Source organism: Bradyrhizobium sp. AUGA SZCCT0105, assembly GCF_018129565.1.
Lineage (GTDB): Bacteria > Pseudomonadota > Alphaproteobacteria > Rhizobiales > Xanthobacteraceae > Bradyrhizobium.
In genome coordinates, this window is sequence record NZ_JAFCMK010000007.1 from 67,645 (window position 1) to 82,769 (window position 15,125).

Annotated in this window: 14 protein-coding genes and 1 pseudogene; 7 read left to right on the top strand and 8 right to left on the bottom strand. The window is 64.0% G+C overall.

From position 1 onward, the window contains the following. Positions 1–59: 59 nt before the first annotated feature. On the bottom strand, positions 60–1,148 hold the full coding sequence (locus JQ573_RS29300; RefSeq protein WP_212311767.1) for a Zn-dependent alcohol dehydrogenase: 1,089 nt from the start codon (positions 1,146–1,148) through the stop codon (positions 60–62). A gap of 54 nt (positions 1,149–1,202) precedes the next feature. Continuing rightward, the gene (locus JQ573_RS29305) at positions 1,203–2,984 is read right to left on the bottom strand and encodes an acyl-CoA dehydrogenase family protein (RefSeq protein ID WP_212312888.1); all 1,782 of its coding nucleotides are present in this window, start codon (positions 2,982–2,984) and stop codon (positions 1,203–1,205) included. A gap of 71 nt (positions 2,985–3,055) precedes the next feature. Here JQ573_RS29305 and JQ573_RS29310 point away from each other — a divergent pair, with 71 nt between their 5' ends. After that, positions 3,056–3,757, top strand: coding sequence for an SDR family NAD(P)-dependent oxidoreductase (locus tag JQ573_RS29310; RefSeq protein WP_212311768.1), 702 nt, complete (start codon positions 3,056–3,058; stop codon positions 3,755–3,757). A 151-nt stretch (positions 3,758–3,908) separates the two neighbouring features. Next, positions 3,909–4,739, top strand: a complete 831-nt coding sequence (locus tag JQ573_RS29315; RefSeq protein WP_212311769.1) for an enoyl-CoA hydratase — start codon at positions 3,909–3,911, stop codon at positions 4,737–4,739. A 328-nt stretch (positions 4,740–5,067) separates the two neighbouring features. Here the strand turns inward: JQ573_RS29315 and JQ573_RS29320 are convergent, their stop codons facing one another. Continuing rightward, positions 5,068–5,403, bottom strand: coding sequence for a hypothetical protein (locus JQ573_RS29320; protein WP_212311770.1), 336 nt, complete (start codon positions 5,401–5,403; stop codon positions 5,068–5,070). A 143-nt stretch (positions 5,404–5,546) separates the two neighbouring features. Between JQ573_RS29320 and JQ573_RS29325 the strand changes: the two are divergent. Beyond that, positions 5,547–6,280: pseudogene (locus JQ573_RS29325) on the top strand (IS5 family transposase). Positions 6,281–6,284: 4 nt separating this feature from the next. On the opposite strand, the gene JQ573_RS29330 reads toward JQ573_RS29325, so the two are convergent. Then, the gene (locus tag JQ573_RS29330; RefSeq protein WP_212311771.1) at positions 6,285–6,908 is read right to left on the bottom strand and encodes a GNAT family N-acetyltransferase; all 624 of its coding nucleotides are present in this window, start codon (positions 6,906–6,908) and stop codon (positions 6,285–6,287) included. 69 nt (positions 6,909–6,977) lie between these two features. Beyond that, positions 6,978–7,181 (bottom strand): DUF1127 domain-containing protein, encoded by a 204-nt coding sequence (locus JQ573_RS29335; protein WP_212311772.1) that lies wholly within the window; start codon positions 7,179–7,181, stop codon positions 6,978–6,980. Positions 7,182–7,298: 117 nt separating this feature from the next. On the opposite strand from JQ573_RS29335, the gene JQ573_RS29340 reads away from it, so the two are divergent. The 4 genes from JQ573_RS29340 (at position 7,299) to tcuB (ending at position 12,374) form a co-directional block, all read left to right on the top strand. Next, on the top strand, positions 7,299–8,195 hold the full coding sequence (locus JQ573_RS29340; RefSeq protein WP_212311773.1) for a transcriptional regulator GcvA: 897 nt from the start codon (positions 7,299–7,301) through the stop codon (positions 8,193–8,195). A 239-nt stretch (positions 8,196–8,434) separates the two neighbouring features. Further along, positions 8,435–9,763: an MFS transporter gene (locus JQ573_RS29345; RefSeq protein WP_212311774.1), complete on the top strand. Its 1,329-nt coding sequence runs from the start codon at positions 8,435–8,437 to the stop codon at positions 9,761–9,763. A 78-nt stretch (positions 9,764–9,841) separates the two neighbouring features. Then, a complete protein-coding gene (tcuA, locus tag JQ573_RS29350) occupies positions 9,842–11,242 on the top strand; it encodes an FAD-dependent tricarballylate dehydrogenase TcuA (RefSeq protein WP_212311775.1) in 1,401 nt (466 codons plus the stop codon). A 16-nt stretch (positions 11,243–11,258) separates the two neighbouring features. After that, positions 11,259–12,374: a tricarballylate utilization 4Fe-4S protein TcuB gene (tcuB, locus tag JQ573_RS29355; RefSeq protein ID WP_212312890.1), complete on the top strand. Its 1,116-nt coding sequence runs from the start codon at positions 11,259–11,261 to the stop codon at positions 12,372–12,374. Positions 12,375–12,491: 117 nt separating this feature from the next. On the opposite strand, the gene JQ573_RS29360 is transcribed toward tcuB, so the two are convergent. Genes JQ573_RS29360 through JQ573_RS29370 form a run of 3 tightly spaced genes read right to left on the bottom strand, consistent with a single transcriptional unit; the run spans position 12,492 to position 15,088 of the window. Beyond that, a complete protein-coding gene (locus tag JQ573_RS29360; protein ID WP_016846808.1) occupies positions 12,492–12,905 on the bottom strand; it encodes a Rieske (2Fe-2S) protein in 414 nt (137 codons plus the stop codon). Next, positions 12,906–14,015 (bottom strand): amidohydrolase family protein, encoded by a 1,110-nt coding sequence (locus JQ573_RS29365; RefSeq protein ID WP_212311776.1) that lies wholly within the window; start codon positions 14,013–14,015, stop codon positions 12,906–12,908. After that, positions 14,012–15,088: an amidohydrolase family protein gene (locus tag JQ573_RS29370; RefSeq protein ID WP_212311777.1), complete on the bottom strand. Its 1,077-nt coding sequence runs from the start codon at positions 15,086–15,088 to the stop codon at positions 14,012–14,014. Before JQ573_RS29370 ends, JQ573_RS29365 begins: the two co-directional genes overlap by 4 nt. Positions 15,089–15,125 lie beyond the last annotated feature (37 nt).

Sequence of the window (15,125 nt, forward strand, 5' to 3'; positions counted from 1 at the left end):
AGCGGAGCCGCGGCGTATGGGTCCCGGCTCGCGCTTCGCTTGGCCGGGACGATGGCGCCTCAGCTGTCGAACATGATCACGCTGCGCAGCGTCTTGCCGGCCTTCATGTTGGCAAAGCCCTCGTTGATCTCGGAGAGCTTGAGCTTGGCCGAGATCCAGTCCTCGAGATGCAGCTTGCCGCGCATGTAGAAGTCGACGAGGCGCGGCATGTCGACGCGGAAGTGGTTCGACCCCATCGACGAGCCTTGAATGCGGCGCTCGCGCAGGAAGTCGAAGCCGTGCAGCTCGATCTTCTGGCCGAACGGGATCATGCCGACGATGGTCGCAGTGCCGCCCGCCGCCAGCATGGCGAAGGCCTGCTCGGCGGTCTCCTTGCGGCCGAGCACCTCGAAGGAGTGATGCACGCCGCCGCCGGTAAGCTCGCGCACCTGCTGGACGACGTCGCCGCGCGCGGGATCAACGATGTCGGTCGCCCCGAGCTTGGTCGCAAGTTGCAGCTTCGCCGGATTGGTGTCGATCGCGATGATGCGGCCGGCACCGGCGATCTGCGCGCCGTTGATCGCGGCCATGCCGACGCCGCCGCAGCCGATCACGGCGACGGTCTCGCCGGCAGTCACCTTCGCGGTGTTCACCACGGCGCCATAGCCGGTGATGACGCCGCAGCCGATCAGCGCGGCGAGATCGAGCGGCATCTCCTTCTTGATCTTCACGATCGCGTTCTCGTGCACCAGCATCTGCTCGGCGAAGGACGACAGATTGAGGAACTGGTTGAGCTTCTCCTTCCGGCCCCACGACAGGCGGTTGGAGGCGCCGGGCAGCATCTTCACCGTGGTGTCGGTGCACAGCACGGTGCGGCCGGTCGTGCAATTGTCGCAGGTGCCGCAGAACACCGACAGGCAGGTGACGACGTGATCGCCGGGCTTCACGTAATTGACGTCGGCGCCGACCTTCTCGACCACGCCGGCCGATTCATGGCCGAGCACCGCCGGCAGCGGATGCGGATAAAGACCTTCCATGAAATGCAGGTCGGAATGGCAGAGACCCGCGACCGCGGTGCGGATCAAGACCTCGCGCGGCCCCGGATTGGGTACGCTGACATCCTCGATCACCAGCGGCTGATTGACTTCATGCAGGACGGCGGCCTTCATCGGGGTCTCCCTTGGCGTTTCTGTTTTGATTAAGCGTTGCGCTCGCGCGGCAGACTACGCCGCGACGAGCAATTCGCCAACCTCGGCCATGCCGACGGCGCGATCGCCGAGTAGGTGCTCGGTCATCCTGCGCTGAACGGTATTTTCCGTAAGCCGGAACGGATCGCCCGGCATCACGCGGTGGTCGATCACCATCCGCGACAGCAGCAGCCGGCGCGCGTCGCCGCGCATTTGATGAATGCGTCCGCCCTCCCATGCCAGCGCCACCGCACTCGCGACATGATAGAGCAGGCTGGTGGCGCGCCGCGCATCGCCCTCATTGTCGATACGGCTTGCGATCTCGCGCGCAAATCCGATCGCACGATCGCTGAGATCACGCAGCCGGTTGCGCCACGCCTGCGGCACATTCGGGCTGTCATCGAGCCGCGCATGCAGATCGGCGGCGAGCGCGTTGTCGGCACCATGGCGTCCGACCGCGCGCTTCAGCGTATCGATCGCGACGATGTTGCCGGTGCCCTCCCAGATCGAGCCGAGATGCGCATCGCGCAGCAGCCGCGGCGTGACGAATTCCTCGATGTAGCCGATGCCGCCGCGCATCTCCATGGCGTCGCCGCAGACCTTGCGGGCATCGCGGGTGGCGCGGAATTTCAGGGTCGGCGTGAGGATGCGGAGCAGCGCCGCGGCGTCCTGGCTGCCGGCCTCGGCGCGGTCGAGCGCGTCGGCGGTCAGGAAGCTCATCGACAGCGCCTGCTCGGTCGGCAGCATGATCTTCATCAGCTGGCGCCGCGCCAGCGGCAGGTCGATGATCCGTTGGCCGAACACCACGCGGCCCTTCGCGACCGTGATCGCGTCGTGCCAGGCACGGCGCATCAGCGCGGTCGACTTCACGCCGTTGGACAACCGCGACGAGTTCACCATCTCGGCCATCTGCACGAAGCCGCGATCAAGCTTGCCGACGGCATACGCGATCGCGCCGTCGAACTTGATTTCGCCCGAGGCCATCGAGCGGGTGCCGAGCTTGTCCTTCAGGCGCACGATCCGGTAGTGGTTCTGCGAGCCGTCATCGAGGAAACGCGGCATCAGGAACAGGCCGACGCCTTTGGTGCCCGGCCCCGCGCCCTCGGGGCGCGCCAGCAGCATCACCACCTTGGCATCGGCGTTCGAGCAGAACCACTTCTCGCCATAGAGCCGCCAGTGGTCGCCCTCCTGCACCGCGCGCGTGGTCAGCGTGCCGACGTCGGAGCCGCCCTCCTTCTCGGTCATGAACTGGCCGCCCTGCGTCAGCTTGCTCATGTCGGTCTGGGTCAGGCCGTCGAGATATTTCGCCTTCAATGCCTCGCTGCCGAAATTCGCCAGCAGTTTTGCGCAACCATCGGTGACGTTGATCGGGCAGCCCATGCCGAATTCGGTCTGGTTGAACAGGAAGGTGAAGGCGTGCTTGGCCACCACGGGATATTTGTCGGGCCAGCCCATGATGCCCTTGCGGATCGACAGCGCGTGAATGCCGAACTCGCCGAACGCGGCCTTCTCGATCTCGCGATAGGCGGGATGATATTCGATGTGCTGCACGTCGCGGCCGAACTTGTCGCGCTGGTGCAGCACCGGCGTATGCCGGTCGGCAAGCCGCGCGCATTCGTCGAGATAGCCGCCGGCCAATCCGCCGAGCCGGTCGAGATGCGGCGCGATGTGGCGGAACAACGCCTCGGGCAGATGCAGTTTCAGAAGATCGGTCAGCGCGGGATCGGCCCGGTAGAAATTCATTCCCGTCGTGTCGGGCGCCAAAAGGCCCGGCTGGCTGGCGGACGACGTTTTCAGATCCTGCTTGTGCGGCTGCATTGAATTCCCGGCTGCGGTGCTCATTTGTTTGGGCACGACTATCCTCCTCCGGCCGAGCAAAGGAAAGCCCAATGGATATTCCGAAGTACAAGATCGCCCTGATCGTCGGCGCCGGCGAGGGCCTCAGCGCCTCGTTGACGCGGCTATTTTCGCGGGAGGGAATTCGCGTCGCGCTGGGCGCGCGCAGCATCGAGAAGCTCGGCGCGCTCTGCACGGAGACCGGCGCGCGCGCCTATGCCTGCGACGCCACCAAGGCCGAAGACGTCGAGCGTCTGTTCGGTTTGGTCGAGCGCGAGATCGGAACACCTGATCTCGTGGTCTATAACGCCTCCGGCCGCTCGCGCGGGCCCTTCGTTGAACTCGTCCCCTCCGAGGTCGAGCAGGCGATCGCGATCTCGGCGTTCGGCGGCTTTCTGGTGGCGCAGGAGGCGGCGAAGCGCATGCTGCCCAGCAAGAAGGGCGCGATCCTGTTCACCGGCGCCTCCGCCAGCGTCAAGGGCTATGCGCAATCGGCGCCGTTCGCGATGGGCAAGTTCGCATTGCGCGGGCTGGCGCAGAGCATGGCGCGCGAATTGTCGCCGCAGGGCATCCATGTCGCGCATTTCGTGATCGACGGCGGCATCCGCAGCTCCGCGCGCGCCGAGCCCGCCGACCGCCCGGATTCGATGCTCGATCCCGACGCGATCGCGTTGAGCTACTGGAACGTGCTGCAGCAGCCGCGCAGCGCCTGGACCTGGGAGCTGGAATTGCGGCCCTGGGTTGAGAAGTTTTGAGATGACGGAGATCATGCAAGCGGCGTAGGCTGGCTTGAGCGCCGTCCGTCATTGCGAGGAGCGAAGCGACGAAGCAATCCATTTCTCCACGCGTGGCAGCATGGATTGCTTCGCTGCGCTCGCAATGACGAAGGAAACAGGGGAAGGAATCATGACCGCTGAAATCAAGATCGAGACCGGCACCGACGAACTGCTCTGCGTGATCCGCGACCGCGTCGCCGTCATCACGTTGAACCGCCCGGACGCCCGCAACTCGCTGTCGGACACGCTGACGCCGGCGCTGCGCACGATGATCCGGACCTGCGGCGAGAACCCCGAGGTCGGCGTGCTGCTCATCACCGGCGCCGGCAAGGCGTTCTGCGCCGGCGGCAACGTCAAGGGCATGGGCGCCAATCGCGATCCAAAGAAGCTCGAAATGTCCTATGAGGACAAGGTCGCCGACCTGCAGGAGCGCCAGCGCCTGCTGACCGGCGCGCTCGCCTCGGTACGCAAGCCGACCATTGCCGCGCTGCCCGGCCCGGCGGTCGGCGCCGGCCTTGCGATCGCGATGGCCTGCGACATCCGGATCGCGGCGCAATCCGCCTTCATCTCGACCGGTTATCTGCGCGTGGCGCTGAGCGGCGACTACGGCATGGCCTGGCTGCTGACGCGCCTGGTCGGCACCTCGCGCGCCCGCGAGCTGATGTTCACGTCCGAGAAGGTCGATGCCACCAGATGCGAGCAGATCGGTCTCGTCAACCGCGTGGTGCCGGACGAGACGCTGCAGGACGAGGCGTTCGCGCTGGCGAAGTCGATGGCCGAAGGCCCGACCCTGGCGCTGCGCTACATGAAGGACAATCTCGACGAGGCGCTGCAATTCGACTTCGCCACCGCGCGCGACCACGAGGCCGAGCGGCTGATCCGCCTCACCGCGACGGCGGATCACAAGGAGGCGGTGCAGGCCTTCATCGAGAAGCGCAAGCCGGTGTTCCGGGGTAATTAGGCGCGTCTTCTCCTTCCCCCTGAAAGGGGGAAGGTCGGGATGGGGGGTCCAGCCACACGCACCATTGCTCGTGGAGAGAGCAGATCCCCACCCGCTTTGCTCTGACGAGCAAAGCGACCTCCCCTTTTCAAGGGGAGGTAACCCGGCAACTCTGGTTGAAGAAATGTAGCCCGGATGGAGCGCAGCGCAATCCGGGACAAGTCTCGCCGCGGTAAGGGCTGCCCCGGATTTCGCTGCGCTTCATCCGGGCTACAGGTTCCGAGCAAGCAAAAAAGAAAAGGGCCCGGTTCTGGAGGGGCCAGAACCGGGCCTAGGCGGCGTGGACAAATTAGCGATGTCTGGCGAATAGGTCTCGCTGGGCTTGATTGACCGAGCGATCATCCCAATCAATTTCGCGCTTCGACGGCGGGATATGGTCCCGTCGATGTTCATTGTCGTAGAATAGCGTCCCATGGATTCCGAGCGCATCACGCTTCAGGATCGGGCGATTCCAAAGCGGTTTCAGCACGGAACCTGCGACCTCGTCGCCAAGCCGTTCGATTAAGTCTTCGACCAGTTCCATGTCTCGTCCGTCCGGGAAGATGGCAACGAACTCTTCCTCTGTTGCCTGATACACGCTGTAAGTGGCGTTTGCAGCGCCGTCGACGATCTGGATATTTTTCATGAAGAGTTTTCTGGCACGACACAGCAATGGTGGCAATCGGACCTGATTGACTTGAGCCAAAAGCATTGATTCAAGACTGCTTTTTGGAGGCAGACTTGAGCAGAGGCGACCTGAGCGAAGCGGAATGGCGTGTTTTGAAAGGCTTGCTCCCGATCGAAGCGTCGAACCGAGGTCGAGGCCGACCTCCTGAAGAGAACCGCTCGATCATTAATGGGATACTGTGGCGACTTCGCTGCGGCGCTCCGTGGCGCGACGTGCCGTCCAAATACGGCAACTGGAACACGATCTATCGGCGGTTCCGACGTTGGAGCGAAGCCGGCATCTGGGAAACGGTGGCAGTGACGCTGGCCGAGATCATGGCAGACAGCGGTCACTACAGCATCGACAGCACCACGGTTCGCGCCCACGTCTCGGCAGCGGGCGGAAAAGGGGGGCTCATCGACGCGCTCTTGGCCGCTCGCGGGGCGGGTTCACCAGTAAGCTTCACTGCCTGGCTGATGCCCTCGGACGACCGCTCGCCTTCCATCTGACAGGCGGTGAGTCAGCAGATTGCAAGGCGTATGATGCGTTGATCGATTTGCCCGAACGCGTGCCAGACGCACTGCTCGCAGACAAGGGCTACGATGCCGATGCGATCCGTTCTGACCTTGCCGCTCGCAACATCGAGGCCGTAATTCCGGGACGGTCCAACCGACGCGTGAAAATCGAGCACAACCGCACCCTCTACAAACAGCGCAACCGCATTGAGCGCATGTTCGGCCATCTCAAAGTCAATCGCGCCATTGCTACCCGCTACGACCAGCTCCCCGAAACCTTCCTCGGCATGGTCAACATCGCCACGGCCAGATACTGGCTCAAATTTGTCCACGCCGCCTAGTCAGTCAAACCGCAAGCGAGGACATCGTGGCCGAGCGGGAAGTAGCGGCAAGCCGCCAGCTGGCACAGGGAATGTCTTGTGGTTCGACGTAGATCTCTTTCGCAAAGCGCACCAGCTTCCAATCGCCGGGGCTTGCAGTGAAGGCATAGCCGGACTTGCGGGCGACACCGATCATCGTGGCGTTGGACCGCAGCGTGTCGCCGAAGATGCGCTCGGCTCCGAAAGACGCCGCGCGGCATTCGAGATTCTTCAGCAGCGCCTTGCCAATGCCGTGGCCCTGCCACCGGTCATCGATCGACAGGCCGAACTCGACGCTCGACGTATCGGCATGGAAGGCGTAACGGGCTTCGCCGACGATGGTCTCAAAACCATCGACCACCATCGTCGCGACCACCGTGAACCGGTCAGCCTCGCCGACGTGAATAAAGCGCTCGAGCTCCATCTTCGGCAGCTCGCTCAGTGCACCCAGGAAGCGGTTGTAACGGGACCCGGCGGAGAGCGAGCGGATGTAATTCTGCAGCTCTTCACGATCGCGCGGCTCGACGAAGCGCACCTTGATCTCGCTGCCGTTCTTGGCGCGCAGCACGTCAGAGTATTGCTTGAGATCGTCGAGATGCAGCGCAGTCATGACACGCTCCTCGGGTGAAGAATTAGCCGACACCCCTCGATCGAGGCGGCGCCGGCGATGGCGTCCTTCTCAGGCCCGCCAGAACGGCTTGTCGGTCTCGAAAACGATGTCGCTGCGGGACATGCCGATGTCGTGCAGGTCGCGCTCGGTCCACTGCGACAGCTCGCGGCGGCGCTCGTAGCGATCCCACCAGACGTGCAGGGTCTCGCCGACCTGGTTCAGCAACCCAAGCGTATGATGATTTGTCATCGATTCATGGGTGAAAATGGACATCTGCGGCTCCTATCGGTAACCTGTTGGCGGTAATATCGGAGCTATTCGGCCTGTTCACAAACGACACTTTGTACCGCTTCGCATGAATTAAAATCATGCATTTGGAGACCATCTGACATGACCAGCCGCCTGCCTTCGTTGAACGGCCTGAGGGCGTTCGAGGCCGCCGCGCGGCATATGAGCTTCACGGTCGCAGCGTCCGAATTGAACGTGACGCAGACCGCGATCAGCCATCAGATCCGGCGCCTCGAGGAAGAGCTCGGCGTTCGTCTGTTCGTCCGCCAGAACCGCTCACTGAGCCTGACGCCGGAGGCCGCCGAATACCTTCCCGGCGTCCGCGCGGCCTTCAATGACCTCAGGCTCGCGACCGACCGCCTGCTGCGCCGGGACGACGATCATGTGCTGACCGTCTCGACGCTGGCATCGCTCGCCGCCAAATGGCTGCTGCCGCGACTGTCGGCGTTCCAGGAGGCGCATTCCGGCATCGATGTCCGCATCACCACCTCGACCAGTCTGGTCGACTTCCAGCGCGACAAGGTGGACGCGGCGATCCGCTACGGCCGGGGCCAATGGGCGGGCCTGCGCGCGGACTGGCTGATGGCGGACGAGCTGTTTCCGGTATGCAGCCCGTCGCTGCTGGATGGAACCAAGCCGCTCAAATGCCCCGAAGACCTCAGGGACCATGTGCTGCTGCACACCAGCAATGCCAACAGCGACGACTGGCGGCTGTGGCTGACCGCGGCGGGACTGCCGACCGACATTTCCAAGCAGCCGGGCGTCACCTTCGACCTGCTGTTCGTGACGATCCAGGCCGCGATCGACGGCATCGGCATTGCGATGGGCCGCACCTCCTATGTGCAGGACGACATCGCCAAGGGCCGCCTCGTGGTTCCCTTCAAGATCGCGCTGCCCGCCGATGCCGGCTTCTATCTGGTCACGCCGCAGGGACGCGCCGATTCCCCAAAGCTCTCTGCATTCCGATCCTGGCTCGCCGCGGCGCATACAGCGCCTTGATGCGGCGCACGCCGCACGAGATTATTGTTCTGACGCGTTTTCTTCACGCGAACCGGTGCCCACTTCGCTCGAAAACGCTCTCATCAAATTCCACCTACGGCTTTTTTCCCATAGCGGCGGCGCGATTTCGGGTTGGTCGCGCCGGACAGCCGTGCCAAATTGCCGCATATGGCAGTTAACTGCCTTGGCCGGCGACACAATTTGCGCCGGCCGTTTTGTCACGGGGAGGAAAGGGCGTTATGTCGCAGTCGAGTTCATCGCAAGTCCCGCAGATCAAGTCGCGTCTCGGCGCCATCCTGCGCGCGACCAGCGGCAATTTCCTCGAGCAATTCGACTTCTTCCTGTTCGGCTTCTATGCGCAGGACATCGCGAAAGCATTCTTCCCCGCCCAGAATGAGACCGCGGCGCTGCTCAATGCGTATGGCGTGTTCTGGCTCGGCGCGCTGATGCGTCCCGTGGGCGCGGTCGTGCTCGGCTCCTATATCGATCGCATCGGCCGCCGCCAGGGCCTGATCGTGACGCTCGCGCTGATGGCGCTTGGCACGGTGGTGATTGCGTTCTGCCCGTCCTATGCATCGATCGGCATTGCCGCAACGATCATCGTGCTGATTGGCCGGCTGATCCAGGGCTTCTCCGCCGGCGTCGAACTGGGCGGTGTCTCCGTTTATCTTTCCGAGATCGCAACACCCGGCAACCGCGGCTTCTACACCTCGTTTCAATCCTCCAGCCAGCAGGTCGCGATCTTCGTCGCAGCCGTGATCGGCTTCTTCTTGAGAGAAGTGATCCCGGGCGACACCTTCCTGGATGCGATCGGCGGCGGCGTCGCCAAATGGCGCATCCCGTTCTTCATTGGATGCCTCATCATTCCCGTGATCTTCATGCTGCGGCGTTCGCTCGAGGAAACGCCGGCCTTCCTGGCCATGAAGAAGCATCCGACGCCAAGCGAAGTGTTCGCCTCGGCGCTGGAGAACTGGCGCATCGTGATCCTGGGCATGATGATCGCGGTTCTGACCACCACGACGTTCTATTTCATCACCGTGTATGCGCCCGGCTTCGGCAAGGAGCTGCACCTTTCGGCCTCCGGGACGCTGCTGGTGACCCTGCTCGTTGCGGTGACGAATTTCATCTGGAATCCGGTCGGCGGCGCGCTGTCGGACCGGATCGGCCGCAAGCCGGTGCTGATCGCGATCGCGAGCCTGTCATTCGTGACCGCCTACCCGGCACTGTCGTGGCTCGCACATGAGCCCACGCTAGGAAAACTGCTGGCCGTGCAGATGATGTTCTCGTTCTACTTCGGCGTCTACAGCGGCACGATGCTGGGATGCCTGGTCGAGATCGTGCCGGCGCATGTCCGCACCACCTGCTTCTCGATCGCGTTCGCGTTGGCGGCGGGCATATTCGGCACGTCGACTCCCTTCGTCGCGACCAAGCTGATCGCCATGACCGGGCAGGACAAGGCCTCGCCGGCCTACTGGCTGATGTTCGGCGCTGTTCTCGGCATCATCGCCGCGCTGATCGTCTACCGTGGCGGCCAGACCATCGAGCAGCGCGAGACGGTTGCGGCGTAATTGGCATATGCATTCGGGGCAGGCCGATCGCCTGCCCCGACATGTTGCTTTCCATGCCAACAACGATAACAAGAGCGCATGGCTGATCTGACGCGCAGGTTCGACGTGCTGGTGATCGGCGGCGGCAACGCCGCCCTCTGCGCCGCAATCAGTGCACGGCGCGCCGGCGCCTCCGTGCTGGTGCTGGAGGGCGCCCCGAAATTCTACCGCGGCGGCAACACCCGCCACACCCGCAACATGCGCTGCGCCCATGACGCGGCGACCGAGATCCTCACCGGTCCCTACACCGAGGAGGAGTTCTGGAAGGATTTGCTGCTGGTGACCGGCGGCCAGACCGACGAGGAACTGGCCCGCTTCATGATCCGCGAGTCCAAGGACATCCTGAACTGGATCGTCGAACAGGGCGTACGCTGGCAGCCCTCGCTCGGCGGTACGCTCAGCCTCGGCCGCACCAACTCGTTCTTCCTCGGCGGCGGCCGCGCGATGCTGAACGCGCTCTATCGCACCGCCGAGGAGCTCGGCGTCGACGTCCTTTACGATGCCGAGGTGATCGATCTCGTGATCGAGAACGGCATGTTCCTGTCGGCGCAGCTGAAGCAGCCGGTCGGCGGCAGGACCGAGGTGCGCGCCTCGACGCTGGTCGCGGCGGCCGGCGGCTTCGAGGCCAATATCGAATGGCTGAAACAATATTGGGGCGAGGCCGCCGACAATTTCCTGATCCGCGGCACACCCTATAATCGCGGCGCGATCCTGAAGATGCTGCTCGCCAAGGGCGTGCAGGAGATCGGCGATCCCACGCAATGCCATGCGGTGGCGATCGATGCGCGTGCGCCGAAATTCGACGGCGGCATCATCACCCGCCACGACTCGGTCGTGTTCGGCATCGTCGTCAACAAGCACGCCGAGCGGTTCTACGACGAGGGCGAGGACATCTGGCCGAAGCGCTATGCGATCTGGGGCCGTCTGGTCGCAGCCCAGCCGGACCAGATCGCCTACATCATCTTCGACTCGACCGTCGTGACGAGCTTCATGCCGACGCTGTTTCCGCCGATCGCGGGCGCAACGATCGCCGAGCTCGCCGGCAAGCTCGAGCTCGATGCGGCAGCGCTGGAAAAGACCATCACCGACTTCAACGCCGCGGTGCAGCCCGGCACGTTCGATCATACCATCCTCGACGACTGCCGTACCGAAGGCATCACGCCGGCGAAGACGCATTGGGCGCGCAAGATCGAGACGCCGCCCTATCTCGCCTATCCGGTGCGGCCCGGCATCACCTTCACCTATCTCGGCACCCGCGTGAACAAGCAGTCGCGGATGCTGATGAAGGACGGCAAGCCGTCGGCCAACATGTTCGCCGCCGGCGAGATCATGGCCGGCAACGTGCTCGGCAAGGGCTACGCCGCCGGCATCGGCATGACCATCGGCAGCGTGTTCGGCCGCGTCGCCGGGCAGGAAGCGGCGAAGAATGCGCGGAACTGAGGACAAGGCTGGCGAGATGCACGGGACGAGGATCTTGCAGGAAGCCGACCGTCTGATGACGGTGTGCAATTCCTGCCGCTATTGCGAGGGCCTGTGCGCGGTGTTTCCCGCGATGGAGATGCGCCGCGCCTTCTCCGACGGCGACCTCAACTATCTCGCCAATCTCTGCCATGCCTGCGGCGCCTGCTACACCGACTGCCAGTTCTCGCCACCGCACGAATTCAACGTCAATGTCCCGAAGACGCTGGCGGTGGCGCGCGCCGAGTCCTACGCCGCCTATGCCTGGCCGCGCGCATTTGCCGGCGCGTTTGCGCGCAACGGCCTCGTCATCAGCCTGATCGCCGCACTCAGCGTCGCCGCGTTCATCTTCGGCTTCGCCGCGATCAACGACCGCGGCGTGCTTTATGGCATCCACACCGGCCCCGGCGTGTTCTACAAGCTGATGCCGCATAATGCGATGGCGCTGCTGTTCGGCGCCGCCCTGCTCTATGCGATCCTCGCGCTGGTGATGGGCGTGCGCGCATTCTGGCGCGCGATCGGCGAGCCCGTCGGCATGAAAACGGACGCGAAGTCGCTGTTGCAGGCGGTCCGCGACGCCGGCGAGCTGCGCTATCTCGACGGCGGCGGTGTCGGCTGCTTCAACGAGGACGACCACCCGACCGACCGCCGCAAGCTGTATCACCACTTCACCTTCTACGGCTTCGTGCTGTGCTTCGCCGCGACCTGCGTCGGCACGCTGTACCACTATCTGCTGGCGCGCGAAGCGCCCTATGCGTGGTGGGACCTGCCGGTGGTGCTCGGTACACTCGGCGGCATCGGCCTCGTGGTCGGCCCGATCGGGCTCTTGTCAGAAAAATGGAAACGCGACCGCGTGCTGGTCGACGAGCAGCAGATGGGCATGGACACCGCGTTCATCCTGATGCTGTTCCTGACCAGCGTCACCGGCCTTGCCTTGCTGTTGTGGCGCGAGAGCGCCGCGATGGGTCCGCTGCTGGCGCTGCATCTCGGCGTGGTGTTCGCGCTGTTCATCACCATGCCCTACGGAAAGTTCGTGCACGGCATCTACCGCTTCGTTGCGATGGTGCGCTACGCGCGGGAACGGCAGATGATGGCGCAGGGGAAGGCGGAGTAAGCTCCGACCACTGTCATTCCGGGGCGCGAAGCGAACCCGGAATCCATCGGGCCACCGAACAAGCGGTGGAATGGATTCCGGGCTCGCCGCTTCGCGGCGCCCCGGAATGACGGGTGGTCAGAGATCCACTACGACGTAGTCGCTTTCCACCGCGACCTTGATGGTCTCGGCGACATACGGCCCCTTCACCACATTGGTGCCCGGCTCGACGCTCACAGGATAGGCGCGCACGCGGAAGCGGCGCGGGTCGCAATAGGACTGGCCGGTGCGGATATCGAACTCCCAGCCGTGCCAGGGACAGCGCAGGATCTCACCGAGCTTGGTGTATTCGATCTCGCCGGGGTCAGACGACGACGCAAGCCCGATCAGCGGACCCTCGCACAACGCCGCGCCCTGATGCGGGCAGCGGTTCAGCAAGCCGAAGAACTCGCCCTTGACGTTGAAGACGGCGATCGGCCGCCCGTCGATCTCGAGGAACTTTCGCGACCCCGGCGGCAGCTCGTCCACCGGGGCGATCACATGACGGGCCATCTATGAGATACCGTAAAGCTGCTTCGCATTGTCGAGATAGAATGCCTGGCGATTGGCGTCGCTGACGCCGGCCGGCAGCACACGCGACGGCTCGTCATAGTCCCAGTGCGGGTAATCGGTCGCAAACAGCAGCTTGTCCCAGCCGATCCACTCGATGGTCTGGAACAGATGGTCGCGGCTCTCCGGATCCTCCATCGGCTGCGTCGTCCACCAGATGTGATCGCGGATATACTCCGACGGCTTGCGCTTCAGATGCGGCACCTCGGCGTGCAGCCGCGCAAACACCTTGTCGAGCCGCCACGCCAACGACGGCGCCCAACCGAACCCGGCCTCGACCATCACCATCTTCAGTTTCGGGAAACGCTCGAACACGCCCTCGAGCACGAGGCTCGCCAGCGCGGTCTGCTGGCATTGCGAATGCCCGACCATCTCCTCGATGTAATAGCTCGGCCAGCCCGACGCGGTGATCGGGTTGCCGCCGAAGCCGAAGGCGTGCACGCCGATCGGAAGACCGGCCTCCTGCGCCGCCTCATAGATCGGCCAGTAACGGCGCTGGCCGAGCGGCTCGACATTGCGGCTCAGCAGCAGCACCTGGACGAAATTCGTATCGCCTGCGCGCCTGCGGATTTCGGCCGCGGCCGACACGCCGTCCTCATTGGCGACGACGACCGAGCCCTTCAGGCGCGAGTCCTTAGCTGTCCATTTCTCGATCTGCCAGTCGTTGATCGCAGAGCAGATCGCGGCCGCGAGATCCTGGTTGCGGATGCCCTGCCCGGTGTTGAGCGGGTTGAGCACGCCGAGCGCGACATTGTTGGGATCAAGATGCTGCTTCTGCATGAAGGACAGCGACGAGCCCTGCGGGCCGCCTTCCGGCGGATAGGCATCGCGGCGCGAGGCATTGGGCTGCGCCTTCGGATAGGGCGGGCCCTCCATCATGCCCTGATAGGGATGGACGCCGAAGGTTTCGAGATGGCTGTGCCAGCGCTTGGCCAGATAAGGATGCAGCTCGTCCTTGGTCGCGCGTGCGGGATGGATGTCGCAATCGGCGATCGCGGTCTTGATGCCAGCTGACGCAGCCGCGTCGGGACGTTCCCGAATCTGGATGTTCATGGCGTCGTCTCCTTCACCTGCAAGCGCGGATAGGTCGCGTGCGGATTGTCGATCATGATCTTGCGGACCAGATCCTGCGACAGCCCCTTCGGCAGCACTTCGTCACCGTCGAACTGCCAATGCGGGTAGTCGGTCGAGAATAGGATCAATTCGTCCGACTGCATATGGTCGAACAGCCGGTTCAGGGTGTCGCCGTCCGGCGGCGCATCGACCGGCTGCAGCGAGAAACGGATGTTGCTACGCACAATCTCCAGCGGTGCGCGGTCGACCCACGGCGTCTCCATGCGCACGCCGCGCCAGAACTTATGCAGCCGCCACAAGAACGGCGGCAGCCAGGTGAAGCCGGACTCCAGCATCACCATTTTCAGGTTCGGATGGCGCGCGAACACGCCCTCGACGATCAGGCTGGTGAGCTGGGTCTGGAACGCCTGCGCCTGCGCGACATAATCCTCGATGTGGTAGGAACCCCAGCCGACCGAGGTCGGCGGGTTGTGATAGGCGCTGCCGGCATGGATGCCGATCGGCAGGCCGAGCCGTTCGGCCGCGGCGTAGATCGGCCAATAATGACGTTTGCCGAGTGGCATGTCGCCCATCACGAGCATCAGCACCTGCACGAAGCGCTTGTCCTGCGCACAGCGCTCGATTTCGGCGACCGCCTTCTCGATGCTCTGTACGGGGATCACGATCGAGCCGCGCAGACGATCGTCCTTGTCGAGCCATTCCCTGACCAGCCAGTCGTTCAGCGCGCGGCAGAAGGCATCGGCCATGTCCTCGGAGAACACCATCTGCACGCCATAGAGCGGATTGCAGATGCCGGTGGCGGTGCCGAACCGGTCGAGCGCCTGGCGCTGCATGTCGGCAAGGCTCGAACCCGGCTTGCCTTGGGCGGGACGCCAGTCCGGCCGCGAGGCGATCGGCGAATTGGTCGGATAGGATTGCGAGATCAGGTCAGTCATGCCGCGCGTCGTCACCTGGTCGCGCCAGTAGTCGTTCATGTACGGCAGCAGGCTGGTGAGGTGAGGCACGGCGGGATGCAGATCGCAATCCACGCCACCCGCGATCGGCAACGTCATGGTGTTTCCTCCGGCGCACGCTCTCACAACAACTTGT

Excerpts from the sequence above, each read along its gene's own strand:
- JQ573_RS29330 (WP_212311771.1), bottom strand. The coding sequence starts at position 6,908 with ATGACTGCGCTGCATCTCGACGATCTCAAGCAATACTCTGACGTGCTG.
- JQ573_RS29320 (WP_212311770.1), bottom strand. The coding sequence starts at position 5,403 with ATGAAAAATATCCAGATCGTCGACGGCGCTGCAAACGCCACTTACAGC.
- JQ573_RS29315 (WP_212311769.1), top strand. The coding sequence starts at position 3,909 with ATGACCGCTGAAATCAAGATCGAGACCGGCACCGACGAACTGCTCTGC.
- tcuA (WP_212311775.1), top strand. The coding sequence starts at position 9,842 with ATGGCTGATCTGACGCGCAGGTTCGACGTGCTGGTGATCGGCGGCGGC.
- JQ573_RS29340 (WP_212311773.1), top strand. The coding sequence starts at position 7,299 with ATGACCAGCCGCCTGCCTTCGTTGAACGGCCTGAGGGCGTTCGAGGCC.
- JQ573_RS29300 (WP_212311767.1), bottom strand. The coding sequence starts at position 1,148 with ATGAAGGCCGCCGTCCTGCATGAAGTCAATCAGCCGCTGGTGATCGAG.
- JQ573_RS29360 (WP_016846808.1), bottom strand. The coding sequence starts at position 12,905 with ATGGCCCGTCATGTGATCGCCCCGGTGGACGAGCTGCCGCCGGGGTCG.
- JQ573_RS29305 (WP_212312888.1), bottom strand. The coding sequence starts at position 2,984 with ATGCAGCCGCACAAGCAGGATCTGAAAACGTCGTCCGCCAGCCAGCCG.
- tcuB (WP_212312890.1), top strand. The coding sequence starts at position 11,259 with ATGCACGGGACGAGGATCTTGCAGGAAGCCGACCGTCTGATGACGGTG.
- JQ573_RS29370 (WP_212311777.1), bottom strand. The coding sequence starts at position 15,088 with ATGACGTTGCCGATCGCGGGTGGCGTGGATTGCGATCTGCATCCCGCC.
- JQ573_RS29345 (WP_212311774.1), top strand. The coding sequence starts at position 8,435 with ATGTCGCAGTCGAGTTCATCGCAAGTCCCGCAGATCAAGTCGCGTCTC.
- JQ573_RS29310 (WP_212311768.1), top strand. The coding sequence starts at position 3,056 with ATGGATATTCCGAAGTACAAGATCGCCCTGATCGTCGGCGCCGGCGAG.
- JQ573_RS29335 (WP_212311772.1), bottom strand. The coding sequence starts at position 7,181 with ATGTCCATTTTCACCCATGAATCGATGACAAATCATCATACGCTTGGG.
- JQ573_RS29365 (WP_212311776.1), bottom strand. The coding sequence starts at position 14,015 with ATGAACATCCAGATTCGGGAACGTCCCGACGCGGCTGCGTCAGCTGGC.